The 23,627-nt window shown below is 44.9% G+C and carries 21 protein-coding genes; 8 read left to right on the top strand and 13 right to left on the bottom strand.

The genetic code is table 11. The features are described from left to right. The first annotated feature begins 96 nt into the window (after window positions 1-96). Together pfkA and ACGF7G_RS01100 are read left to right on the top strand one after the other, a co-directional pair. Entirely contained in the window at window positions 97-1,068 is a 972-nt protein-coding gene (gene pfkA, locus ACGF7G_RS01105) for a 6-phosphofructokinase (protein ID WP_133814005.1), read from the top strand. Window positions 1,069-1,240: 172 nt separating this feature from the next. Beyond that, complete coding sequence (locus ACGF7G_RS01100) at window positions 1,241-2,242, top strand: sulfate ABC transporter substrate-binding protein (RefSeq protein ID WP_387462983.1); 1,002 nt, start codon at window positions 1,241-1,243, stop codon at window positions 2,240-2,242. Window positions 2,243-2,288: 46 nt separating this feature from the next. On the opposite strand, the gene tpiA is transcribed toward ACGF7G_RS01100, so the two are convergent. Together tpiA and ACGF7G_RS01090 are read right to left on the bottom strand one after the other, a co-directional pair. Next, a complete protein-coding gene (tpiA, locus tag ACGF7G_RS01095) occupies window positions 2,289-3,056 on the bottom strand; it encodes a triose-phosphate isomerase (RefSeq protein WP_387462981.1) in 768 nt (255 codons plus the stop codon). Window positions 3,057-3,192: 136 nt separating this feature from the next. Continuing rightward, on the bottom strand, window positions 3,193-3,795 hold the full coding sequence (locus ACGF7G_RS01090) for a DUF1454 family protein (protein ID WP_387462979.1): 603 nt from the start codon (window positions 3,793-3,795) through the stop codon (window positions 3,193-3,195). Between the two features lie 67 nt (window positions 3,796-3,862). Between ACGF7G_RS01090 and ACGF7G_RS01085 the strand changes: the two genes are divergently transcribed. Then, the gene (locus ACGF7G_RS01085) at window positions 3,863-4,297 is read left to right on the top strand and encodes a DUF805 domain-containing protein (protein WP_387462978.1); all 435 of its coding nucleotides are present in this window, start codon (window positions 3,863-3,865) and stop codon (window positions 4,295-4,297) included. 2 nt (window positions 4,298-4,299) lie between these two features. Here the strand turns inward: ACGF7G_RS01085 and fpr are convergent, their stop codons facing one another. The 3 genes from fpr to ACGF7G_RS01070 form a co-directional block, all read right to left on the bottom strand. Beyond that, window positions 4,300-5,046, bottom strand: a complete 747-nt coding sequence (fpr, locus tag ACGF7G_RS01080; protein ID WP_387462976.1) for a ferredoxin--NADP(+) reductase — start codon at window positions 5,044-5,046, stop codon at window positions 4,300-4,302. A gap of 417 nt (window positions 5,047-5,463) precedes the next feature. Beyond that, a complete protein-coding gene (glpK, locus tag ACGF7G_RS01075; RefSeq protein ID WP_387462974.1) occupies window positions 5,464-6,987 on the bottom strand; it encodes a glycerol kinase GlpK in 1,524 nt (507 codons plus the stop codon). A gap of 30 nt (window positions 6,988-7,017) precedes the next feature. Further along, a complete protein-coding gene (locus ACGF7G_RS01070) occupies window positions 7,018-7,848 on the bottom strand; it encodes an MIP/aquaporin family protein (protein ID WP_387462973.1) in 831 nt (276 codons plus the stop codon). A 300-nt stretch (window positions 7,849-8,148) separates the two neighbouring features. Between ACGF7G_RS01070 and zapB the strand changes: the two genes are divergently transcribed. Beyond that, window positions 8,149-8,391: a cell division protein ZapB gene (zapB, locus tag ACGF7G_RS01065; protein ID WP_133813997.1), complete on the top strand. Its 243-nt coding sequence runs from the start codon at window positions 8,149-8,151 to the stop codon at window positions 8,389-8,391. Window positions 8,392-8,457: 66 nt separating this feature from the next. On the opposite strand, the gene rraA is transcribed toward zapB, so the two are convergent. The 7 genes from rraA to priA form a co-directional block, all read right to left on the bottom strand. Then, on the bottom strand, window positions 8,458-8,967 hold the full coding sequence (gene rraA, locus ACGF7G_RS01060) for a ribonuclease E activity regulator RraA (RefSeq protein WP_133813996.1): 510 nt from the start codon (window positions 8,965-8,967) through the stop codon (window positions 8,458-8,460). Between the two features lie 68 nt (window positions 8,968-9,035). Further along, complete coding sequence (locus ACGF7G_RS01055) at window positions 9,036-9,956, bottom strand: 1,4-dihydroxy-2-naphthoate polyprenyltransferase (protein ID WP_387462970.1); 921 nt, start codon at window positions 9,954-9,956, stop codon at window positions 9,036-9,038. Between the two features lie 96 nt (window positions 9,957-10,052). Then, window positions 10,053-11,384 (bottom strand): HslU--HslV peptidase ATPase subunit, encoded by a 1,332-nt coding sequence (hslU, locus tag ACGF7G_RS01050; protein ID WP_133813994.1) that lies wholly within the window; start codon window positions 11,382-11,384, stop codon window positions 10,053-10,055. A gap of 11 nt (window positions 11,385-11,395) precedes the next feature. After that, complete coding sequence (gene hslV, locus ACGF7G_RS01045; protein WP_133813993.1) at window positions 11,396-11,926, bottom strand: ATP-dependent protease subunit HslV; 531 nt, start codon at window positions 11,924-11,926, stop codon at window positions 11,396-11,398. Between the two features lie 123 nt (window positions 11,927-12,049). After that, on the bottom strand, window positions 12,050-12,877 hold the full coding sequence (ftsN, locus tag ACGF7G_RS01040; RefSeq protein ID WP_387462967.1) for a cell division protein FtsN: 828 nt from the start codon (window positions 12,875-12,877) through the stop codon (window positions 12,050-12,052). A 69-nt stretch (window positions 12,878-12,946) separates the two neighbouring features. After that, complete coding sequence (gene cytR / locus ACGF7G_RS01035; protein WP_387462965.1) at window positions 12,947-13,975, bottom strand: DNA-binding transcriptional regulator CytR; 1,029 nt, start codon at window positions 13,973-13,975, stop codon at window positions 12,947-12,949. A gap of 327 nt (window positions 13,976-14,302) precedes the next feature. Beyond that, window positions 14,303-16,501 carry a primosomal protein N' gene (priA, locus tag ACGF7G_RS01030; RefSeq protein ID WP_387462964.1) on the bottom strand — a complete coding sequence of 733 codons (2,199 nt, stop codon included), beginning with the start codon at window positions 16,499-16,501 and terminating at the stop codon, window positions 14,303-14,305. A 210-nt stretch (window positions 16,502-16,711) separates the two neighbouring features. Between priA and rpmE the strand changes: the two genes are divergently transcribed. Further along, window positions 16,712-16,927 (top strand): 50S ribosomal protein L31, encoded by a 216-nt coding sequence (gene rpmE / locus ACGF7G_RS01025; RefSeq protein ID WP_387462962.1) that lies wholly within the window; start codon window positions 16,712-16,714, stop codon window positions 16,925-16,927. Window positions 16,928-17,083: 156 nt separating this feature from the next. Here the strand turns inward: rpmE and metJ are convergent, their stop codons facing one another. Then, complete coding sequence (metJ, locus tag ACGF7G_RS01020; protein ID WP_021325403.1) at window positions 17,084-17,401, bottom strand: met regulon transcriptional regulator MetJ; 318 nt, start codon at window positions 17,399-17,401, stop codon at window positions 17,084-17,086. A 287-nt stretch (window positions 17,402-17,688) separates the two neighbouring features. Between metJ and metB the strand changes: the two genes are divergently transcribed. From metB to metF, 3 genes are all read left to right on the top strand, one after another. Beyond that, window positions 17,689-18,849 (top strand): cystathionine gamma-synthase, encoded by a 1,161-nt coding sequence (gene metB / locus ACGF7G_RS01015; RefSeq protein WP_387462961.1) that lies wholly within the window; start codon window positions 17,689-17,691, stop codon window positions 18,847-18,849. Window positions 18,850-18,851: 2 nt separating this feature from the next. Then, window positions 18,852-21,287 (top strand): bifunctional aspartate kinase/homoserine dehydrogenase II, encoded by a 2,436-nt coding sequence (locus tag ACGF7G_RS01010; RefSeq protein ID WP_387462959.1) that lies wholly within the window; start codon window positions 18,852-18,854, stop codon window positions 21,285-21,287. 359 nt (window positions 21,288-21,646) lie between these two features. Further along, on the top strand, window positions 21,647-22,531 hold the full coding sequence (gene metF, locus ACGF7G_RS01005) for a methylenetetrahydrofolate reductase (RefSeq protein WP_021325406.1): 885 nt from the start codon (window positions 21,647-21,649) through the stop codon (window positions 22,529-22,531). Window positions 22,532-23,627: the final 1,096 nt, after the last annotated feature.

Genomic DNA, 23,627 nt, shown 5'->3' with positions numbered 1-23,627 from the left:
TAAAAAGGCAGATTTCTGTTTCAGGCAAAGTGATAGCATACGAAGTCCGCCGTTAGCGGGTTTGCAATTATTACATCTACAAGTTTAGAGGTCATCATGATCAACGAGATCAAAAGAATCGGTGTCTTAACGAGTGGCGGTGATGCGCCGGGTATGAATGCGGCTATTCGTGGTGTGGTTCGTGCAGGATTAACCGAAGGGTTAGAGGTTTTCGGTATTTATGATGGCTATCTTGGCTTGTATGAAAACCGCATGAAGAAACTTGACCGTTTCAGTGTATCCGACATGATTAACCGCGGTGGTACTTTTCTGGGTTCAGCTCGTTTCCCTGAGTTCAGGGATGAGAAAGTTCGTGCTATCGCTATTGAGAACATGAGAAAAATCGGTCTTGATGCATTGGTAGTTATTGGCGGTGATGGTTCTTATCTTGGGGCGAAGAAACTGACCGAAGCCGGTTTCCCATGTATCGGTTTGCCGGGGACCATTGATAATGATGTGGCGGGTACGGACTATACCATCGGCTATTTCACCGCGCTAGAAACGGTTGTTGAAGCCATTGACCGTCTGCGTGATACTTCAACTTCCCACAAACGTATTTCCATTGTTGAAGTGATGGGGCGTTATTGTGGTGATCTTACTCTGTCAGCCGCTATTGCAGGGGGGTGTGAGTTTATCGTTTTGCCTGAAGTCTCATTTAGTCGTAATGAACTGGTGGCTGAGATTAAAGCAGGTATTGATAAAGGTAAACGCCATGCGATCGTTGCGATTACCGAGCATGTTTGTGATGTCTATGAACTTGCGCGGCATATCGAAAAAGAGACTCATCATGAAACCCGTGCAACCGTCTTAGGCCATATTCAGCGTGGTGGCTCCCCAGTCGCTTACGACCGTATTCTGGCTTCCCGTATGGGGGCATATTCCATTCAATTACTGTTGGAAGGTTATGGTGGCCGTTGTGTTGGTATCCAGAACGAGAAACTTGTTCATCATGACATCATTGATGCAGTGCAGAATATGAAACGTGTGTTTAAACAGGATTGGCTGGAAACTGCGAAAAAGCTGTATTGATCACGTCAATACAAGCAAATTTAAATCTGTTGCAGCCTCTCTGGAGGCTGTAATTACTTTTCAGTATATTCCTCTTGCATATAAGTAAATGTTTTTAATTATTTCTGAGTGATAACGCTTTCTGTCAGCCTTGAATTTCATAACAGTGAAAACAGTTTGTGGAGAGATTCAAATGAGAGTCAGATGGCATGTGGCATTGGCGTTACTGTTGATGACCGGTAGCAGTGTATGGGCAAAGAATCTTCAACTTCTTAATGTTTCCTATGATCCAACCAGAGAGTTATATCAGCAATATAATCAAGCTTTCAGTGATTATTGGCAGCAGAAAACCGGGGATAAAGTGACAATCCGGCAATCTCATGGCGGTTCCGGTAAGCAGGCAACATCTGTTATCAATGGCCTTGAGGCGGATGTGGTGACACTGGCTCTGGCCTATGATGTGGATGCCATTGCCGAGCGTGGCCGGATAGATAAAGGATGGATTAAGCGTTTACCCGATAATTCTGCTCCTTATACTTCAACAATTGTTTTTCTGGTGCGGAAAGGCAATCCAAAACAAATTAAAGACTGGCCGGATTTAATTCGTCCAGGTGTGGCTGTTGTGACACCAAATCCAAAAACATCAGGCGGCGCACGCTGGAATTATCTGGCTGCGTGGGGCTATGGGTTGGCGCATAACAATCAGGATCAGAATAAAGCCAAAGCGTTTGTTAAAGCGCTTTACCAGAATGTTGAAGTGCTGGATTCCGGCGCGCGAGGAGCGACCAATACTTTTGTTGAACGTGGGATCGGCGATGTCTTAATTGCCTGGGAGAATGAAGCTTTATTGGCTATCAATGAGCTTGATAAAGATAAATTCGAAATTGTGACACCCAGCGTTTCAATCCTTGCTGAACCGACAGTTTCTGTTGTTGATAAGGTAGTGGATAAACGTGGCAGTCGTCAGTTGGCAACGGAATACTTGCAATACCTTTACTCTCCTGTTGGGCAGGAGATAGCGGCTAAAAACTATTATCGCCCACGTGATAAAGCCATTGCCGATAAATACCGGGCCTTTTTCCCGGAATTGACGTTATTTACGGTCGATAAAGTATTTGATGGCTGGGGAAAAGCGCAAAAAGTGCATTTTGTGACTGGCGGTGTATTTGATGAGATTATTCAACGTCAGCAGTGAATAACCGCCGTAGGTGTACGGCGGACAATGATCACTAAAATTTGAATCAGGCTCTTTTCGCTGCGGCGGCGGCTTTTACGATAACAGCGAAAGCGTCAGCTTTCAGGGAAGCGCCGCCAACCAGTGCACCGTCAATATCCGGCTGGGTGAATAATTCAGCCGCGTTACCTGCGTTCACAGAACCACCGTACTGGATAATCACTTGCTCTGCGATTGCCGCGTCGCTCTTCGCAATGTGGTCACGAATAAATTTGTGCACAGCCTGAGCTTGCGCTGGGGTTGCTGATTTACCGGTACCAATCGCCCAAACGGGTTCGTAAGCGATTACCGCATCTTGGAAGGCTTCTACACCTAATGTGTTCAGAACAGCATCAATTTGTCTTGCGCATACGGTTTCAGTTTGGCCGGCTTCATTTTCCTGTTCAGTTTCACCGATACACAGAACCGGGATCAGACCTTGTTCTTTAAGAACGGCAAATTTTTTCGCAATGAATTCGTCACTTTCTTTATGGTAAGTACGGCGTTCAGAGTGGCCGATAATGATGTATTCTGCGTCAATGTCTTTCAGCATTTCAGCGGAAGTTTCACCGGTAAATGCGCCAGACAGGTTGACGTCAACATCTTGTGCGCCCAGAGCCATGTGGCTGCCAATCAGCGCTTGTTTAGCCTGAGAGAGATAAAGTGCTGGTGGCGCGATAGCGACTTCACAGCCAGCAATATGGTTCAGTTCTTTACGCAGGCCAGTGATAAGCTCGTTGACCATATGGGTGCTGCCATTCAATTTCCAGTTACCCATAACTAATGGATGTCGCATGTTTTTTCCTCCAACCAGAGAATTTTTAAGTAGTGGATTGAATGAAATTCATTCTTGGGATCAAGTCGTTAGATCAGTGGTCCACAGTATAGTGATCATTACAAACAATAGCTTTGCTTTTTATCACTAATTTTGATTAGTTTTCTGGTCCAGATAACGATAGCTTAATCGGTTCAATGGCAAAAGTAAGCGCTTTTTCGCGACTGTTTACCACAATATAGAGAATGGCGCCGATATTGTGGCGGTAAAATGGCAATTTTTTGCTGTTTTTCAGTAAATTATCAATATTTTCTTTGCCTTGCTCCGGTGAAAGGGTCGGATTAAAATGGCGCATTAACGCTATCATGTACTGCTCTGTCAGAATTTGATTTTTCTGAGTTTCTGTTTCATTTTCTGAGAGCAGTAATGTCAGTTGCAGACTTTTGATTTTTTCACTTCCCCGTTCCAATACCGCCGAGGAGTAAAGTTTCTCATTGATTTTGCTGGCTGCCCGTGTCAGTGGCAGATAAATGTCTTTGCCGGTAATGACCCGATACTCGTGTAGTGGCAATGCCGGGTTGCGGCGATTATATTTTTCACGAAACTGCGGAATGGTTTCATCAAAAGAGGGGGCATTTGGCAGAAGGTAGGCCGCTTGTACGATGGGGCCAGTTGTTTTGGATTTATCGGCATGGGTTACTAACGGTAAGCCCGCGCTGCTTGCCATTAACGTTATCGCCAGAAATTTATAAATGTCCATTTTCATGTTGCCGCTCGCTTGGGTTAAACTGCACCGAAAAATAGAATACACGATTGGAAAAGAATAGATGACATTACAACAATGGGGTTTTTCATTTAAAGGGCGAATTGGGCGACGGGAATTCTGGATTGGCATCGGTGTTTGTCTGGCCTTGATGTTTGTTATCTTGACTATTCAGGGAATGAGTTCTTTGACCATGCACTATGCTGTTTTTGCGCTGGTTTTGGTAATGTATCCCGCAGCGGCAATAATGACGAAGCGTTTGCATGATCGCAATAAACGAGGAGGCTGGTCGCTGCTTTTATTGCTGGCATGGTTGCTGATTGCCGCTGATTGGGGTGGAATGGAACCCTTTTGGCAATGGGGGATTGGCCGTTTTATCCCCACATTAATCATCGTTATGATGGTGCTTGATTGCGGTGTATTCCGTGGCACGGATGGGCCAAACCAGTTTGGTGAGGGGGCAGAAAAAGTGGATTTTATTTCTGCCAAAGATGATTAAAATTACCAGTACTGTTCGCTGGTGATATGCCCTGGTTTGCGGCGCAGGTGTTTTGCCATTCCACGCTGCTCTTTTAGCCGTTGTTGGGTATCTTTCACCATTTGGGGGTTACCGCATAGCATAATATGGCTGTTGTCGCTGTTCATCGGCAGCCCGACAGCCGCCTCAAGTTCGCCATTTTCAATCAATGCCGGAATACGGCCAGTTAATGAGCTAGGATTTTGCTCGCGGCTGACAATCGTCTGAATTCGTAATTTGCCATTGAAGCGCTGCACTAATTGTTCCATTAAGGGCAGGTAGCTTAAATCTTGTGTTAGCCTGACTGCATGCACTAATACGATGTTCTCGAATCTGTCCAGATAATCCCCTTGCTGAAGGATTGACAGATAAGGGCCAATGGCTGTCCCCGTTGAAAGCATCCATAATGTTTTGCAATCCGGTATTTCATCAAGAATAAAAAATCCGGCGGCTTGTTCTGTAACTAATAGGTCATCACCGGGTTGCAGTGCTGCTAATCGTGGGCTGAGTTTGCCTTCAGGAACCGTCACTAAATAGAATTCAAGATTATTATCTGTCGGCGCATTAACGTAAGAGTAGGCCCGTTGAACCCGTTCATCCTCTATTTCCAGCGCTAGTTTAGCGAATTGACCCGCGGTAAACTCTTCAACCGGTGCATGCATCCTGATGCTGAATAAGGTATCCGTCCAGTGAATCACTTGTGTGACTTTTCCTGTAATCCAGTTTGCCATTGGGATTAATCTCCTATCCTGAAACCCCGGAACAGTTTGTTTTTATGCCGTGATTTTAGTCTATCGATATAAATACCATTATCGATTCTGTGTCATAGGGAAATGAATCTGTTTTCTTAATTTCTGGTTTGAATAGTTGAGGTTATCTTAATAGCCGATAAGAATTTCAGTAGAAAATTCAGAAAACTAACAGTTTGCCATGCTATAGATTTTATCTATAAATGTAGAGATAAATTATCAAAGGAATATTCTGATCCTATCTACGAGATAATAAAAAGTTTGTCGAAATTAGGCTTTACGTTAGATCTTAATGTTCGATTCAGTTTTAAAAGAAAATTTCTGAAAATAGGAAAGAAATAGAATTTCAAAGGGTGGAAAATTCCACCCTTTCTTTATCTTTCTATCTATCAGCAAATCTTAGTTTTTATCTTCCCAGACTTGCGCGCGGGCAACCGCTTTTTTCCAGCCATTGTATTTGTAATTACGCTCGGTGGTTTCAATACCCGGACGGAATTCTTTCTCAATGGTGGCTTTGCTTTTCACTTCATCCAGATCTTGCCAGTAGCCTACAGCCAATCCGGCGAGGAATGCGGCTCCTAGTGCAGTGCTTTCACGCACTATAGGGCGTTCTACGCGGGTACCTAGGATATCTGATTGGAATTGCATCAGGAAGTTATTAGCAACGGCACCTCCGTCTACACGCAGGGCTTGCAATCGGGTACCTGCATCCGCTTGCATGGCATCCAGTACATCACGGGTCTGATAGGCAATGGATTCCAGTGTTGCACGGATAATGTGATTGCTGTTTGTGCCACGGGTCAGGCCGAAAATGGCACCACGGGCGTAAGGGTCCCAGTAGGGCGCGCCAAGACCGGTAAAAGCGGGAACCACATACACGCCGTTGCTGTTTTTAACTTTGGTGGCAAAGTATTCGGAGTCAGCCGCATCAGCAATAAGTTTCAGCTCATCACGCAGCCACTGAATAGAGGCACCACCAACGAAAACCGCACCTTCAAGCGCATAGTTCACTTCGCCGCGGGGACCACAGGCAATGGTTGTCAGTAAGCCGTGGTTGGAGCGTACGGCATCTGTACCCGTGTTCATCAGCAGGAAACAGCCTGTTCCGTAGGTGTTTTTCGCCATACCGGGCTGGACACAAAGCTGACCATACAGTGCTGCCTGTTGGTCACCGGCAATGCCGGCGATGGGGATCCGGGTGCCGCCTTTACCGCCAATGTTGGTCTGACCATAAATCTCAGAAGATGAATGAACAGTGGGTAGCATGGCTCGTGGGATTTGTAACTCATCAAGAATATGTTGATCCCACTCCAGATTGTGAATATTGAACAGCATCGTACGGGACGCGTTGGTGTAGTCCGTAACGTGGACACGGCCCTGGGTCATTTTCCATACCAGCCAAGTGTCTACAGTACCAAACAGTAGCTCGCCTTTTTCTGCCCGCTCACGGGCACCTTCAACATGATCCAGAATCCATTTTGCTTTGGTGCCAGAGAAGTAAGGGTCCACGACCAATCCTGTGTTCTGGCGAATATATTCTTCCAGACCTTCTTTTTGTTTCAGTTTGGTACAGGCATCTGCGGTACGACGACATTGCCAAACAATGGCATTGTAGATGGGTTTACCGGTTTCCTTTTCCCAAATAATTGTTGTTTCACGTTGGTTGGTAATGCCAATGCCGGCAATCTGATCAGAACTAATATCCGCTTTCGCTAGTACTTCTACCAGCGTTGAGCTTTGGGTTGCCCAAATTTCCATGGGATCATGTTCGACCCAGCCCGGTTTAGGATAAATTTGAGTAAATTCTCTTTGGGAAATAGAGATAATATTGGCATCGTGATCAAGAATGACTGCCCGGGAACTGGTCGTTCCCTGATCAAGAGCGACAATATATTTTTTCTCAATCATATTTTTTGTTGTCATGATAATAACCTGTTCTGGTAATGCTCTACTTTAGGCTTTCTTTTTGTTTTGGTCTTTAGTCTTGTTGGCATCAGATGGTAAATGGCGGCCAATAAGTTTGCGGTAGCCGAATGCTCCTATAATACCGCCGATAATCGGTGCGGTCAGAGTAACCAGACAGTAAGGGATTTCACGTCCACCAGTCAGGGCGATATCTCTCCAACCTGCCAGATAAGCAACGAGTTTAGGACCAAAGTCACGGGCTGGGTTCAGGGCGAAGCCGGTTAATGGGCCAAAGGCGCCACCAATAACGGCAATCAGAATACCAATCAATAACGGAGCCAGAGGCCCGCGCGGAACACCGTTACCATCGTCAGTCAGTGACAGAATCAGACACAGTAGCGCTGCGGCAATGATGGCTTCTACCATAAATGCTTGAGAAATAGATAGTGATGCCATCGGGTAAGTGGAGAATACACCTGCTGTAAACAGGCTTTCAGGGGTACCGCGAACGATATTATGGACTTGCTCGTAATCAAGGAATACGCTGTAGTACATCATATAGATGATAGCGGCAGCGATAAAACCACCGATCATTTGGGCAATAATAAAAGGAACGACTTTTTTGCCCTCGAAACGGGCAAACAGCCATAAGGCAATTGTCACCGCCGGGTTAAGGTGACCACCGGAAACACCTGCGGTGAGATAAACTGCCAGTGCGACACCCATCCCCCAAATAATACTGATTTCCCACAAGCCCAGTTGTGCGCCAGCAATACGGGCAGCGGCAACACAACCTACGCCAAAGAAAACCAATAGTGCGGTACCAAGAAACTCAGCGATACATTGTCCGGTTAATGTCGTGCTAGTGGTTTGGCTCATATGTTCTATCCTACGAAGAAGATTTTAGAGTGGTAATTATTTTCGCCTTTCAGCATTGAAAGGAAGGTGTTGTAAATTTATCGTTAATGCGCGGAAACGAGAAATAGCGAAATTGAAATGTGTGTGTTGTGTCAACAAAATGAGCAATTCCGCATTTTTCTGGCGTTTTGCTAAAAATTAAAGTGTAAGGCACTTTGTAGTTTTTATTTGATAGTTATTTTTCAAGTGTTGGGGATGTTGCTAGACAGGGGCGCTTCGGCTACATACAATCAGACGATTGCTTATAAGGGGGAACCGAGAATGTCATTTGAAGTTTTTGAAAAGCTGGAAGCCAAGGTTCAGCAGGCGATTGATACTATTACCCTGCTACAAATGGAAATTGAAGAATTAAAAGAAAAAAATAAGTCTTTGTCTCAGGAGATTGAAACCGCAGCCAGCAGCCGCGAGTCTCTGGTTCATGAGAATGAGCAATTACAACAAGAGCAGCAAGTATGGCAGGAGCGTTTGCGTGCCTTGTTAGGCAAAATGGAAGATGTCCAGTAATTACACATTGCTGGCAGACAAAAAAGGGCGATCCAAAAAATCGCCCTTGGTTTTATTACGCTGTCGTTAGATGATCTCTTCATCTTCGCTGTCATCAAGTGCCAATGGCTCTTCGGATAGAATGATACCCGTATTGTCAGCATACAGATAATCGCCAGAGAAGAAGGTTACACTACCGAAATTTACCCGGATATCGCTTGCACCGGTTCCTTCATCACGACAACCGGCAGGGATGGCCGCTATAGCCTGAATACCAAGGTCGAGCTCTGCCAATTGGTCAACCTGACGTACTGCACCGTAAATGACGATGCCTTCCCATCCATTTTGCACAGCGAGTTGTGCCAGTTCTGCGTCAATCAATGCCTGACGTACAGAACCACCACCATCTATCAGTAAAATACGGCCGTGACCGTTGTCTTCAAGTAGGTCGTAAATTAACCCGTTGTCTTCAAAACATTTGACTGTGATGATTTGACCACCAAATGAAGTACGCCCACCAAAATTGGAGAACATAGGCTCTACCACATTTACTTCTTCTTGATAGATGTCACAAAGCTCGGAAGTATCATATTTCATAGGATTTACGTCTGGTTAAGGTATGGAACAGTAAGTATATCCCTTTCAGGCTGATGTTAGCAAAATCATCAATAATTAAGAACAAGCCCAGCCGAAAACAGAATGTTAGTCAGCAATGCCGCTTTAACCATGTGTTCCAGCATTGGGCGGATGCCTTCTGGTGTGGGTTCATTAAACACATGCCACATGTGTTTGATTAACAAAGGTAATGCGAGCAGGAACAGCCAACCGGACCAGCCCGGCAGGTTTTGTATGGTAAACAAGACCAAACAGAAGATTGCTCCGATGATGAGGCAGGCATGGTAGTAGCGGGCTTTTTGGGGGCCGAGGCGGACAGCAAGGGTGTTTTTGCCATTCCGTTTGTCATCTTCAATATCACGCAAATTGTTAATATTTAAAACAGCAGCGGAAAGAAGACCACAGGCGGTGGCTGGCAGCATAACAATTGAGTCAAAAAAACCCGCTTGAAGGTAATAAGCCCCGGCAACACTTAACCAGCCAAAGAATATCAATACGGAAATATCGCCAAGTCCTATATAGCCATAGGGTTTTGTGCCGACGGTATAGGTAATTGCGGCAACAATTGCCAGCAGACCAAGGACCAGAAAACCGAATATGTCCCTGGGTTTTTCACAAGCAACGGCAATAAGGGCAATGCCGGACAGGCAAGCCAACAGCACCGTAATCTCTAGCGCTTTTTTCATCTGTGAGGCGGTGATAACGCCTTTTTGCATACCGCGTAGTGGCCCGATACGTTTTTCAGTATCACTTCCTTTGATAACATCGCCGTAATCATTGGCAAGATTGGACAGGATTTGTAATATCGCTGCTGTTAACAGAGCCAGTAAGGCGACAGGCAGCTTGAAATGTCCTGTCCAGACAGCAAGGGCGGAGCCGGTAATAATGGCTGCGAGGGCGAGTGGTAGCGTTTTAGGGCGTAAACTCTCTAGCCATGCTTGAGTTTGACTGACGGAAGTTGGTGAGTTCATTTCTACGTTAACTTACTCCTTCAAATATTATAAAAAATAAATGGGAGGCAAGCCTCCCATCAATAATTATAGCGGATAAGAAACCGTATATTACGATTATAGGATAAATCGGCTCAGATCTTCATCTGCAACCAGCTCATCTAAATGTTCTTTGACGTAATTGGCATCAATATCAACTGATTGACCAGGACGTTCGCTGGCGTCAAAAGAGATATCTTCCATCAATCGCTCAAGAACAGTATGCAAGCGACGGGCACCGATATTTTCGGTTGATTCGTTTACCCGCCATGCCGATTCAGCGATTTTGCGGATGCCATCAGCGGTGAAGCTGATGTTCATTCCTTCTGTTGCCATCAGCGCTTTGTACTGTTCCGTCAGGGATGCATTGGGTTCAGTCAGAATACGTTCAAAATCTTCTGTGGTTAATGCCTGTAATTCCACACGGATTGGCAGACGCCCTTGTAATTCAGGGATTAGATCTGAAGGGCTGGAAACCTGGAATGCGCCGGAGGCGATAAACAGGATATGGTCTGTTTTTACCATGCCGTGTTTGGTGGATACTGTACAGCCTTCCACCAGTGGCAACAGGTCACGCTGAACACCTTCACGGGAAACGTCAGGGCCTGAGGTCTGGCCGCGTTTGCAGATTTTGTCGATTTCATCAATGAAGACGATACCGTGCTGTTCAACCGAATCAATGGCCTGTTGTTTCAATTCTTCCGGGTTAACCAGTTTAGCGGCTTCTTCTTCCACCAGCAGTTTGAAAGCATCTTTGATTTTCAGCTTACGGGATTTATGTTTTTGACCGGCAAGGTTCTGGAACATGGATTGCAATTGGTTAGTCATCTCTTCCATGCCAGGAGGTGCCATGATCTCTACGCCCACCGGTGTGGTGGCAACATCGATCTCGATTTCTTTGTCATCAAGCTGGCCTTCACGTAACTTCTTACGGAATGCCTGACGAGCGGCTGAAGGCTCAGATTGCGTCTCCGCTTGTCCCCAGTTATTTTTTGCTGGTGGGATTAAGACATCCAGAATGCGCTCTTCTGCCAACTCTTCAGCTCGGTAACGGTTTTTTTCAATGGATTGCAGACGAACCATTTTAACCGCAGCATCGGTCAGATCGCGGATGATGGAGTCTACTTCTTTACCAACATAGCCAACTTCGGTGAATTTTGTCGCTTCAACTTTGATGAATGGCGCGTTCGCCAGTTTTGCTAGCCGCCGGGCGATTTCGGTTTTACCGACACCTGTTGGGCCAATCATCAGAATATTTTTAGGCGTCACTTCATAACGCAGCATTTCATTCAGCTGCATACGACGCCAGCGGTTACGGAGTGCGATAGCTACAGCACGTTTCGCTTTGTCCTGACCAATGATGTGGTTGTCAAGTTCGCTGACAATTTCGCGTGGAGTCATTTCAGACATACTATCTACCCTTACGCTTTTGAAGGAAGTTCTTCGAAGTTGTGATTATGGTTGGTGTAAATACAGATATCACCGGCAATTGTCAGTGCTTTCTCTGCAATTTCTCTGGCACTGAGATCGGTATTTTCCAGCATTGCCCGTGCAGCGGATTGCGCGTATGGACCACCGGAACCAATGGCAATCAGGTCATTTTCCGGCTGAATGACATCGCCGTTACCTGTAATGATCAGGGAGGTATTTTCATCTGCGACTGCCAGCAATGCTTCCAGTTTGCGTAGCATGCGGTCGGTCCGCCAGTCTTTGGCAAGTTCAACGGCTGCCTTGGTCAGATGCCCTTGATGCATTTCAAGTTTACGTTCAAACAGTTCAAACAGAGTAAAAGCGTCTGCTGTACCGCCAGCAAAACCCGCGATTACTTTGTCATTATAGAGGCGGCGAACTTTGCGGACATTGCCTTTCATGACGGTATTACCCATCGTTGCCTGTCCATCACCACCGATTACGACTTGGCCGTTACGGCGAACACTTACGATTGTAGTCACGAGTAAGCCCTTGGTTACAAAAATAGATAAATGTGGCGCACGGTACTTTCGACAGTGTATATGGCTATCGAAAATACCGTGTGCACGGTGTTAGCAGTATAAATGGGGGAGAATTATCATTTTTCAACCCCCAGTAACACGGAGAATGCAACCGGGTACGCCAGCGCCTTTCAGGCGTTCCTGCATTTTTCCTGCGGTGCTTTTACTGTAAGGGCCAAGAACGACACGATGCCAGCCGTCTCCGGTGGTGATTTGGCTTTCAATACCCGCAAATGCCAGGCTGGCGCGTACTGACTCAGCTTGGTCCATATTGCGGAATGAACCACATTGCAAAATCATACGTTGTGCATTTTCTGTTGGTTTAGGCTTGCTGGTTTCAGCCGTTGGCGGTGTCTGTGGCTGAACTGGCTGAGTCTGTATTTGTTGTTGTGGCAATGTTTGCTGAGGTTGCGGATGTGGTCTTGTTTCCAGCGGTTGTTGCGTCTCTGCTGATGGTTTGATGATCACTTGTGAACGCGGCACTTGAACGCCATTGTATGGAACTTCTGGCAGTGAGGTCGCTGGTTGACGCATATCTGCCTGCATTTGTTCAAGTAATTGTCGTTGTTCTGCGGTCAGCTGAGTTCGTGAATTTGTCTGCCCACCGGATGATGGCTCACGTGGCGTCGCGATACCAACAGGGCGGTTTTCCAATTCTTTGATATAGCGCCAGCGCTCTTCTGGTTTGGGCGGTAAACCATTATTTTGTTGAGGATGTTTTGGTAGTACGTCTGGCGCGCTTTTTTGTCCATTATGGGTAATAAAGTAAAGGCCGCTAATAAAGATAACAACCAATGCTACCGCGACTGCCAGAGTGGTTTTTGGCAGACCCTGGGACTGGTGTTTTTTCTTATCGGTGTTTTTACGGTGGGCGTTTGAACGCCCGCGACTCACATAATCTCGTTGTGCCACTGTCTAATTCGCTGAGTTATTTAAATAAAAGGAAATAAACGACATGTTACTTAACCTGGCGTTATTTGCCTAGCTTTTAGGCGAACAGGTGCTTTGCCGGATGATTAATTCAGATTCCAGTAATTGAGAACCGCCAGATGTTGTATGGCCCTGGATTTGATCCAACAACAATAACATTGCTTTTTGACCAATCTCATAACGGGGTTGTCCAACGGTTGTTAATGGCGGATCGCTGTACATGGCCAGGCTTAAGTTATCAAACCCAATGATGGATAAATCTTGCGGTATTCTTAAGCCCATTCTTTTAGCCTGCCACATAACGCCAATCGCCATCACATCGCTGTGGCAGAAAATAGCTGTTGGGGGTTCTGGCAGAGACATCAGCTGCTCGGTCAGCTTTGCGCCGCTTTCATGGGTAAAGTTACCCTGGACGATATAATCTTCACGGATTGTCCCGCCAGAACGACGCAACGCCTGAATATATCCCTGAAGTCGGTAGCGGCAAAGCAGGATATCGTCCGGCCCGGAGATACAGGCAATGTGTTTATGCCCCAGTGTTTGCAGGTAATGAGTGGCATTGAATGCTGCGGTCAGGTTATCAATATGAATAGTCGGCAGTTCCAGCTCTGGTGCAAATTCGTTTGCCATTACCATAGGGGGCAGGTTTTTTTGTTCTTCTTTACTGGCGTCAAACGGGATATTGGATCCAAGCAGCAACAGGCCATCAATTTGTTTGGTGACAATCAGGTTGAGAAATGTGTGTTGCTGTTTTTGCTGATGTTGACAATCACCGACTAAAACCAGATAACCTTGTTGTGTTGCTGTCTCTTCAATCCCGCAAATCACATCAGTGAAAAAGGGGTCACTGATATTTGGCACTATGACTAAAACCGTTTTTGACTCATTGCGTTTAAGATTGCGGGATAAATTATTTGGGTAATAACCCACAGCCAGTACAGCTTGTTCCACTTTTTGTCGTGTCTGGGAAGAAACCTTTTCTGGATTCATGAGTGTTCTTGATACTGTTGCGGTAGAAACGCCAGCCACTTCAGCGACATCTTTCATCGTTGCGGAGGTGCCATTCTTTTTCTGCTCCAAAACTCACTCCTCATTTCCTGACTGATTAGTTAAACGATTGTCATTTTCTGGTTGCCGAGAGACCGTCAGTGACCTTAGGAAAGTCACGACATTTTGGTTTAAGGTGATGACAATGTTATTAAGGGACCATTCTAAACAGTTTGGCAAATTCGTTTGTTCTTTAGTTTGTAAAAAAGTGTGATATGAATCATTTATTCGATATGGCTCGCAAATTAGTGAATAATTTTTTATTAATTGAGGATGACTTAGTGTGATGTTACTAATTCGTTAATAGAAGTATGCTTAATCTGATAACGTTATATGTTTTAAAATAAAGATGATTAATCACTAACCATCCGTTGGGTCAACATCAATATTCCATTTCACTTTCCGGGTTTGCGGCAGAGCCATTATTTGTGGATAAACCATCATCATGATTTTTTGTAAAAAAATTCTGGATGGATGTTGAATCAATAGTTGCCAGCGATAACGTCCACCTCTTTTTGCCTGTAATGCGGGAACTGGCCCCATTATCCATAAGTTATCATCACGCAGAGGATGATTTTCAAAAAGCAGGCGTAATTGCTGTAAAAAAGCCGGTGCTTGCTGATTATCGTGATCTTCTGACCGCAAGATAATATGGCTGGTAAATGGCGGCAAAAATACACTTTGGCGTTCATCCATCGCTTGAGTAGCGAAGGTATCGTAGCCTTTATTTAACAAAATTTGCAGTAACGGATGGTCAGGATGATGAGTTTGGAGAACCACTTCTCCTTGTTTACCTGCCCGGCCAGCCCGACCGGAAACTTGTGTATAAAGCTGTGCGAAGCGTTCTGCTGCCCGGAAATCGGCTGAGAACAGGGCACCGTCAACATCCAGCAAAGCGACCAGTGTGACATCGGGGAAATGGTGGCCTTTTGCCAGCATTTGGGTACCAATCAATATACGGCTACCACCAGCGTGAATGTCGGCCAGTTGTTGTTCCAGTGTTCCTTTGCGGCTGGTGGTATCCCGGTCAATGCGGGTAACCGGTACATCAGGGAACAGCGTAGCAATACCGTCTTCAAGCTGCTCTGTACCCAAGCCAACAGGTTGAAGATGAGTTGAGCCACATTGTGGACATTGGCGGGGAACCGGGCGTTGGCTGTCACAATGATGGCAACGCAACTGACGATGGTGCTGATGCAAGGTGTAATAATGGTCACAACGTTGGCATTCTGCAATCCAGCCACATTCATGGCAGAGTAGGGCAGGTGAGTAACCACGGCGATTGAGAAACAGCATGACCTGATTGTCGGCTTGTAGGTGTTCTTCAATGCGCTTTATCAGTGGTTGAGATAACCCGACTTTGAGTGGCAAGCCTTTTAAATCCAACAGATGTTGAGTTGCTGATTGGGCATGGCCTGCTCGTTTGGATAATGTTAGCTGGCGGTATTTGCCCTGTTGTACATTATAAAGTGTCTCCAGTGCCGGAGTGGCAGAACCCATAATCACCGGGATATTCTCTTTTTTTGCCCTGAATACGGCTAAATCACGGGCATGGTAACGCCAACCTTCCTGTTGTTTGTAAGAGCTGTCGTGTTCTTCATCAATAATGATGACGCCAAGGCAGGCAAAGGGGGTAAATAAAGCTGAACGTGTACCGATGACAATCGCGTTCTCACCACGTTGCGCCCGTAGCCATACAGCAAGGCGTTCACTGTCATTCAGTGCTGAATGAAGAACATCAACCGGAGCATTGAAGCGTTCTCTGAAACGATGGATTGTCTGTGGTGTCAGGCCGATTTCCGGTACCAGTATCAGCGCTTGTTTACCTTGCGTCAGAATGTTTTCCAGCACACTGAGATAAACTTCTGTTTTACCTGATCCGGTAATACCAGCCAGTAACCAAGGAGAAAATTGCTGGTCTTCTGCGCGGATAGCGCCAACCGCTGTGGCTTGTTCTGTGTTTAATTTTAGGCGTTCGCCGGTGATTTGGAAGTGATTTCGCCAGTTCTGAGATTCAGGTTGCACCGGGTATAAATCAATAAGTGACTTCTTTTTGAGTGACTGGAAGGCACTTTCGCTTAATTCCAGCTCTGTAATCTGATGGCGATATATCGCTTTCTGGCGCAGTGCTGCCAGTACCTGTTGCTGTTTTGGTGAACGTTTCAATTGTGCCAAGGGTATTTCAGTTCCCGCCGGAGTCAGTTGCCATTGCCAGAGCGGGGCAGATTCAGCGGGTTTTCCTTGACGAAGCAGTATCGGCAATGCATGGAACAGCACTTCTCCGATGGGATAATGGTAATAGCTGGATGCCCAGAGTAATAATTGCCAGAGATCTTCTGCAAACAGGGAGTGAGTATCGAGAATAGATTCTATTGATTTCAGTTGTTCTGTTGGAATATCACTGCTATCAGTGGTTCCTGTGACAATGCCAATCGCCTTGCGGTTGCCAAATGGGACGGCTACCCGCATTCCTGCAACGGGTACTTGGCTCTCTGCGGGCAACAGATAATCAAAAGAGCGGGCAAGGGGGATAGGCAGGGCAACCTGAACAACAGCCATAAAATTATTCCTGGCAATCAATAAATAAAGCAAAGATGGCCTATAGAGTATCATAGACAATCAACGGATTTCATTGCGGGATAGGCAGATATTCTGTATGATCCGCCGCCTTTGGTACAAAAGATACCAAACTTAATTTTATCAACACGACGTGTGGTGTCTGGCGGCAACAGGGCTGGATAGCGACACGGCCTTAACAGAGGTTATCCCATGAAAAAAGATATTCATCCTAAATATGAAGCAATTACTGCAACTTGTTCTTGCGGTAATGTAATGCAGATCAAATCTACCGTTAATCGCGCTCTGAATCTGGACGTATGTGGTCAATGCCACCCATTCTATACTGGTAAACAACGTGATGTTGCTACCGGTGGTCGTGTTGATCGCTTCAACAAACGTTTCAATGTTCCAGGTGTTGGCAAGTAATTGCCAAATTGTGTCTGCTGATACAGCAGATCAACTGGTACGAACAAACGCCCGATGTTTTGCATCGGGCGTTTTGTATTTTAACAATCGGGTGTTTTGTATTTTAACGTAGTAAAAAACCCCCTGAATTTCGCAGGAGGTTTCGTTATGCCACTATCAATATTCCCAGGTATCGGGATCAATGCCTAATTCCCGCATGATCCCTTTAGCGGCCTCTGGGATTTCGTCATTACGCTCTTTGCGTAAATCAGCGTCATCGGGCAGTGGTTGCCCGGTGAATGCATGTAGGAATGCTTCACACAGCAATTCACTGTTAGTCGCGTGACGCAGGTTATTTACCTGGCGACGGGTGCGCTCATCAGTGAGGATCCTCAACACTTTCAAAGGAATTGAAACTGTGATTTTCTTCACCTGTTCGCTTTTTTTGCCATGTTCAGCATAAGGGCTGACATATTCACCGTTCCACTCAGCCATGGGGTACCTTAAATAGTCGTGAAGTCATAAAAGTAAGCCGGATAACAGAACCCGCTTTCGTCGCAAAATATTGCCATTTTATCGTGATTTCCTTATCAATTATACAGTTATAGTATATGCGATAAGATAATGACGACTAATAATAAAAGCAGCATAGTTGTGATGGATAATTATCCCATTACTTAATCTAACCGTAAAGAGGTTTAGATGTCTAGATGTGTTGACGTCTATTGTGGTGGCGGGTATTCTTCCCTGACTTGAATTTATGGCAGGCAGTGGTGACTGATATGACACGCAAACAGGCAACAATAGCAGTTCGCAGTGGGCTGAATAATGATGAGCAGTATGGTTGTGTTGTTCCGCCTATTTATCTTTCCAGTACCTATAATTTTACAGATTTTAATCAGCCGAGAACACATGATTATTCCCGCAGGGGTAATCCAGGCCGCGATATGGTGCAGAGGGTATTGGCTGAACTGGAGGGGGGAGTCGGCGCTGTTATGACCAGCAGCGGCATGTCAGCGATTCACCTGTTATGTACGGTTTTTCTTAAGCCGGGTGATCTGTTGGTTGCTCCCCATGACTGTTATGGCGGCAGCTACCGTTTGTTTGACAGCCAGAGTAAACGTGGTGCTTATGACGTGGTTTTTGTCGATCAGAGTGATGAACAGGCGTTAAAGCAGGTATTGTCCAGAAAGCCAAAGCTGGTATTAATTGAAACGCCAAGTAATCCTTTATTGCGTATCGTGGATATTGCCCATATATGCCGGCTTTCCCATGAGGTCGGTGCGACAGTGATTGTTGATAACACTTTCCTGAGTCCTGTATTACAAAAACCGCTGGCATTGGGGGCAGATCTGGTTGTTCATTCCTGTACTAAATATCTTAACGGACATTCTGATGTTATTGCCGGAGCCATTATTGCAAAAGATGAAGATATTGCGACGGAGCTTGCCTGGTGGGCGAATAATATTGGTGTGACCGGTGCGGCGTTTGATAGTTATCTTCTGTTGCGTGGGATGCGTACTTTATCGCCACGGATCCTTTTACAGCAAAATAATGCGCGGGAGATTGTGAATTATCTTCAACAGCAACCGTTAGTGAAGAAACTTTTTTATCCTGCTTTAAAAGATCATCCAGGGCATGAAATTGCCTGTAAGCAACAATCCGGTTTTGGTGCAATGATAAGTTTTGAGTTAGATGGCAGTGAATCGGCAATACGCTGTTTTCTGTCTGAGTTGAAATTATTTACTTTGGCGGAATCGTTGGGAGGCGTGGAAACGTTGATTTCCCACACTGCTACCATGACTCATGCGGGAATGTCAGCACAGGCAAGAGCGGAAGCGGGTATTACGGATTCACTGTTGCGTGTTTCTGTGGGTATTGAAGATAGTCAGGATTTAATCGCTGATTTAGAAAATGCATTTCAGGCAGTATTAAAGGAGTGACCATGAGTGCACTGGCAGTAGCAGGGGCGGAAAATGGCCGCCAATTACATAAGTTTGGTGGTAGCAGTCTTGCGGATGTGAAATGTTATCAACGGGTAGCCAAGATTATGGCTAATTATAGCCAACCTGGTGATTTGATGGTGGTATCCGCGGCAGGCAGCACAACCAACCAGTTAATTAACTGGCTTAAACTCAGCCAGAACGACCGTATTTCTGCCCATCAGGTACAGCAGGTTTTGCGCCGTTATCAGCAGGATCTTATCAGAGGTTTGCTGCCTGAAACTGTTGCTGAAGAGCTGGTGAAGCGTTTTATTGCCGATCTTGAAAGGTTGAGTGCATTACTGGATAAACCGGTAAGTGATGTGACTTATGCAGAAGTTGTGGGTCATGGAGAGATCTGGTCTGCACGTTTAATGTCAGCGGTACTTGAAGCTCAGGGCATCGCCAGTGACTGGGTGGATGCCCGTCAGTTTTTACGCGCGGAACGGGCGGCTCAACCTCAAGTTAATGTTGACCTTTCTCAGCCATTACTGAATCAGTTGTTAACTCAAAATCTTAATAAGAGACTGGTTGTAACGGGGTTTATCTCCAGTAATCATGATGGAGAAACGGTTTTACTGGGGCGAAATGGCAGTGACTACTCGGCGACGCAGGTTGGTGCTCTGGCAGGGGCTAAACGGGTAACTATCTGGAGTGATGTCGCTGGTGTTTACAGTGCTGATCCGAGAAAAGTAAAAGACGCTTGTCTGTTACCTTTATTACGTTTGGATGAAGCGAGTGAACTTGCTCGTCTTGCCGCACCTGTGCTGCATACTCGTACCTTACAGCCTGTTTCCGTCAGTGATATTGATTTACTGCTGCGTTGCAGCTACCAGCCGGAGCAGGGTTCCACCCGTATTGAAAGGGTTTTGGCTTCCGGGACTGGGGCAAAAATTGTCACCAGCCATGATGACGTTTGTCTGATTGAGTTGCATGTGGCTGCTCATAATGATTTTAAACAGATATATAAAGATATTGATCTGTTGTTAAAACGGGGACAAATCCGCCCATTGGCAACCGGTATCCATCCGGACTGTAATCTGATTCAGCTCTGCTACACTTCCGAAGTGGTGAATAGTGCACTGGAGGTTTTGGAAGATGCTACGCTGCCGGGGAAACTTTCCCTGAAAGAAGGATTGGCGTTGGTGGCGCTGGTTGGGGCGGGTGTCTGTAAGAATCCATTGCATTGCCATCGTTTTTATCAGCAGCTTAAAGATCAGCCGGTAGAATTTATCTGGCACGCGGAGGAGGGTATCAGTCTTGTCGCTGTGTTGCGGACCAATCAGACGGAACATGTGATTCAGGGGCTGCATCAGAGTTTGTTCCGTGCTGAAAAGCGAATTGGCCTGATTTTGTTTGGTAAAGGGAATATTGGCTCCCGCTGGTTGGAGTTATTTGCCCGTGAGCAGAAAAATATTTCTGCCCGCAGTGATTTTGAATTTATTCTGGCAGGAGTGGCTGATAGTCGCCGGAGTTTACTCGACTATCAGGGGATTGATGCCAGCCGGGCATTAGCTTTCTTTGATACTGAAGCGACAGAGCATGATGTTGATGAGTTGTTCCTGTGGATGCGGGCACACCCTTATGACGATCTGGTGATCCTGGATGTGACAGCCAGTGAAGAACTGGCCCAATGTTACAGTGATTTTGCCAGTTATGGTTTCCACGTTATCAGTGCTAATAAAATTGCCGGTGCTTCCAGTAGTAACGATTATCGTCTTATTCGTGATGCATTTGCCAAAACCGGTCGTCACTGGTTTTACAATGCAACTGTTGGTGCAGGCTTACCGATCAACCATACAGTGAGAGATTTACGCGAGAGTGGCGATACCATTTTGTCCATAAGTGGTATTTTCTCCGGTACGTTATCCTGGTTGTTTCTGCAATTTGATGGTTCAGTGCCATTCAGTGATTTGGTTGAACAGGCGTGGCAGCAGGGACTGACAGAACCTGATCCACGTATTGATCTGTCTGGTCAGGATGTCATGCGTAAACTGATTATCCTCGCCCGTGAAGCTGGCTATGAGATTGAGCCAGAGCAGGTGCGTGTTGAGTCATTAGTTCCGAAAGAAGCGAAATCAGGTTCTATTGAGCAATTCTTTGATAACAGCGGTGCTATCAATGAGCAAATGGTACAGCGATTGGCTGCGGCACAAGAAATGGGTATGGTATTGCGCTATGTTGCCCGTTTTGATGCGAATGGTAAGGCTAAAGTCGGTGTTGAGGCGGTACGTCCCGATCACCCATTGGCTTCCTTGTTACCGTGCGACAATGTATTTGCAATTGAGAGCCGTTGGTATCGTGATAATCCGCTGGTGATCCGTGGGCCGGGTGCCGGTCGTGATGTCACCGCCGGCGCGATTCAGTCTGATCTTAACCGTTTGTCACAACTGCTTTAGGTTGCAAAACCCTCATTTGTTATCTGATGTGATTTCCTTCGCCTGATATTTGAGGTAGCGAGAGGAAGCGTGTTCTGGTAAAGACACCCTTCTTCATCGTTGCCTTGGGCATCTTGATCTGCCAACTCGATATAAACAAAGTTAAATATTCTCTGATGAATTTTTTTCAGATTCAGTATGAATATTACTCATTCTCTTAGCTCAAATTTATTGTTGACTAAAAAATCCCAATCCTTCATCTTATTTAGACGTCTAAACGTATAGGTGGTTAGGTGGTTAGGTGTTTAGATGTTTAAATAAAAGTAACTGGCAAATTATAAGACAGGAAATTATTCCGCTTGTTTAACGAGGTACAGGGTATGAGTTTTTTTCACGCTAATCAGCGAGAAGCGCTAAATCAGAATCTGGCTGAACTGGAAGGGCAGATCCGTGTTTCATTTGAATTCTTTCCACCGCGTACAGCTGAGATGGAAAAAACCCTGTGGAAATCCATTGGTCGCTTGAGCACCCTCAAGCCTAAATTTGTTTCTGTTACTTATGGGGCTAACTCTGGTGAACGTGACCGTACCCATAGCATTATCAAAGGAATAAAAGAGAAAACCGGCCTTGAGGCTGCTCCGCACCTCACCTGTATTGATGCCAGCCGCGATGAATTGTGCGAAATCGCCCGTGATTATTGGAATAATGGTATTCGTCATATTGTGGCTCTGCGGGGTGATTTACCTGATAACAGTGAAAAACCCAAAATGTATGGGGCTGATCTGGTTGAATTACTTAAGAAAGAAGCTGATTTTGATATTTCAGTGGCTGCTTACCCTGAAGTTCATCCTGAAGCGAAAAATTCTCAGGCTGATCTGATTTGCCTGAAACGAAAGATTGATGCGGGTGCGAACCGTGCGATTACTCAATTCTTCTTTGATGTGGAAAGTTATCTGCGTTTTCGTGACCGCTGTGTTGCCGCCGGAATTGATGTGGAAATCGTACCGGGTATTTTGCCGGTATCCAACTTCCGTCAGCTAAAACGTTTTGCGACAATGACCAATGTTCGTATTCCAAGCTGGATGACCAGAATGTTTGAGGGGTTGGATGATGATCCTGAGAGCTCTAATCTGGTTGGTGCTTCTATTGCAATGGATATGGTGAAAATTTTAAGTCGTGAAGGTGTGAAGGATTTCCACTTTTATACCTTAAACCGTGCGGAACTGAGTTATGCAATTTGTCATACTCTGGGTGTTCGTCCTTAATCATTGGCTCTTATTAAGAAATGTCGCTTAGTAAGAGCATATTTTTTTCCGCTGTATTGCCATGAATGGTGAGTTCTTATTATCTTTATGGATATTAAGGTTAATATATTTTTGATATAATTACTCTGCGAGTAGACAAATTTGCATTCGATTAAATCATTTATTTGCGGATTTTGTTATTCCTATGTTTCACGAATAATTATTTAACTAGCTGATAAAGAATTCACTCTCCGGTTGAAAGCGTTATTAAATTCGGTTCTTCTTTTAATATGCTGCCTGATTAATCCATTATATATTATTATGTGTCTTTTTACAGGGTATATAAGCATTAATAAAGCCAATGCTTTTTCTCATTTTCACTGATAGATTTATGGTGGGTAGGTTTTTAACCTCTGGTTTTAATTGGTATAATAAAGTTTTAACCGTTGTTTTTACTGTTTTTAACACTTGGTTTTTATTAAGTTTAATCAATGTTAATCATATTCGCTTTTTATCTTTACTGATGTTGTTTTACTGGTGATTATGAATGGTTTTTATAAGTTTTTTATCTTCATAAATCAATCCTTAAATAGCTTGGTGGTATAAAGATACTCCGTTATGTTTTTTTGGATAATATTCTTTTTCTCGCTGATTTATTTTAAGTTTTCTGTTAATAGTATTTAATCGAAAATCATTAACCATTAATCCAAAGTTGAAAAGAAATTGCACGTAAAATAACATTATCCGAATAAATGGATATTAAAGCGCTTTCTCACCAGTTATTTAACAGCATCAGAAAAGATAAAAAGTGAATATAATCCACGTTCGTTAAACATAAAGCACGATATCCGATGATGATTAAACTTAACAAAAAACAGGTGTTAAAAGGGATAAAAACAACGGTTAAAACTTTATGCTAATTAAATCCAAAGTTGAAAAGAAATCGCACGTAAAATAACATTATCCGAATAAATGGATATTAAAGCGCTTTCCCAGTAGTTATTTAACAGCATCAGAAAAGATAAAAAGTGAATATAATCCGCGTTCGTTAAACATAAAACACGATATCCAATGATGATTAAACTTAACAAAAATCAGATGTTAAAAGGGGTAAAAA

Source organism: Photorhabdus sp. RM323S, from assembly GCF_042879375.1.
Classification (GTDB): domain Bacteria; phylum Pseudomonadota; class Gammaproteobacteria; order Enterobacterales; family Enterobacteriaceae; genus Photorhabdus; species Photorhabdus tasmaniensis.
This window is presented reverse-complemented; position numbering and strand designations above follow the sequence as displayed.

What these genes read in the sequence shown, in the direction of transcription:
- pfkA (WP_133814005.1), top strand. Translation starts at nt 97, where the DNA reads ATGATCAACGAGATCAAAAGAATCGGTGTCTTAACGAGTGGCGGTGAT.
- ACGF7G_RS01100 (WP_387462983.1), top strand. Translation starts at nt 1,241, where the DNA reads ATGAGAGTCAGATGGCATGTGGCATTGGCGTTACTGTTGATGACCGGT.
- tpiA (WP_387462981.1), bottom strand. Translation starts at nt 3,056, where the DNA reads ATGCGACATCCATTAGTTATGGGTAACTGGAAATTGAATGGCAGCACC.
- ACGF7G_RS01090 (WP_387462979.1), bottom strand. Translation starts at nt 3,795, where the DNA reads ATGGACATTTATAAATTTCTGGCGATAACGTTAATGGCAAGCAGCGCG.
- ACGF7G_RS01085 (WP_387462978.1), top strand. Translation starts at nt 3,863, where the DNA reads ATGACATTACAACAATGGGGTTTTTCATTTAAAGGGCGAATTGGGCGA.
- fpr (WP_387462976.1), bottom strand. Translation starts at nt 5,046, where the DNA reads ATGGCAAACTGGATTACAGGAAAAGTCACACAAGTGATTCACTGGACG.
- glpK (WP_387462974.1), bottom strand. Translation starts at nt 6,987, where the DNA reads ATGACAACAAAAAATATGATTGAGAAAAAATATATTGTCGCTCTTGAT.
- ACGF7G_RS01070 (WP_387462973.1), bottom strand. Translation starts at nt 7,848, where the DNA reads ATGAGCCAAACCACTAGCACGACATTAACCGGACAATGTATCGCTGAG.
- zapB (WP_133813997.1), top strand. Translation starts at nt 8,149, where the DNA reads ATGTCATTTGAAGTTTTTGAAAAGCTGGAAGCCAAGGTTCAGCAGGCG.
- rraA (WP_133813996.1), bottom strand. Translation starts at nt 8,967, where the DNA reads ATGAAATATGATACTTCCGAGCTTTGTGACATCTATCAAGAAGAAGTA.
- ACGF7G_RS01055 (WP_387462970.1), bottom strand. Translation starts at nt 9,956, where the DNA reads ATGAACTCACCAACTTCCGTCAGTCAAACTCAAGCATGGCTAGAGAGT.
- hslU (WP_133813994.1), bottom strand. Translation starts at nt 11,384, where the DNA reads ATGTCTGAAATGACTCCACGCGAAATTGTCAGCGAACTTGACAACCAC.
- priA (WP_387462964.1), bottom strand. Translation starts at nt 16,501, where the DNA reads ATGGCTGTTGTTCAGGTTGCCCTGCCTATCCCCCTTGCCCGCTCTTTT.
- rpmE (WP_387462962.1), top strand. Translation starts at nt 16,712, where the DNA reads ATGAAAAAAGATATTCATCCTAAATATGAAGCAATTACTGCAACTTGT.
- metJ (WP_021325403.1), bottom strand. Translation starts at nt 17,401, where the DNA reads ATGGCTGAGTGGAACGGTGAATATGTCAGCCCTTATGCTGAACATGGC.
- metB (WP_387462961.1), top strand. Translation starts at nt 17,689, where the DNA reads ATGACACGCAAACAGGCAACAATAGCAGTTCGCAGTGGGCTGAATAAT.
- ACGF7G_RS01010 (WP_387462959.1), top strand. Translation starts at nt 18,852, where the DNA reads ATGAGTGCACTGGCAGTAGCAGGGGCGGAAAATGGCCGCCAATTACAT.
- metF (WP_021325406.1), top strand. Translation starts at nt 21,647, where the DNA reads ATGAGTTTTTTTCACGCTAATCAGCGAGAAGCGCTAAATCAGAATCTG.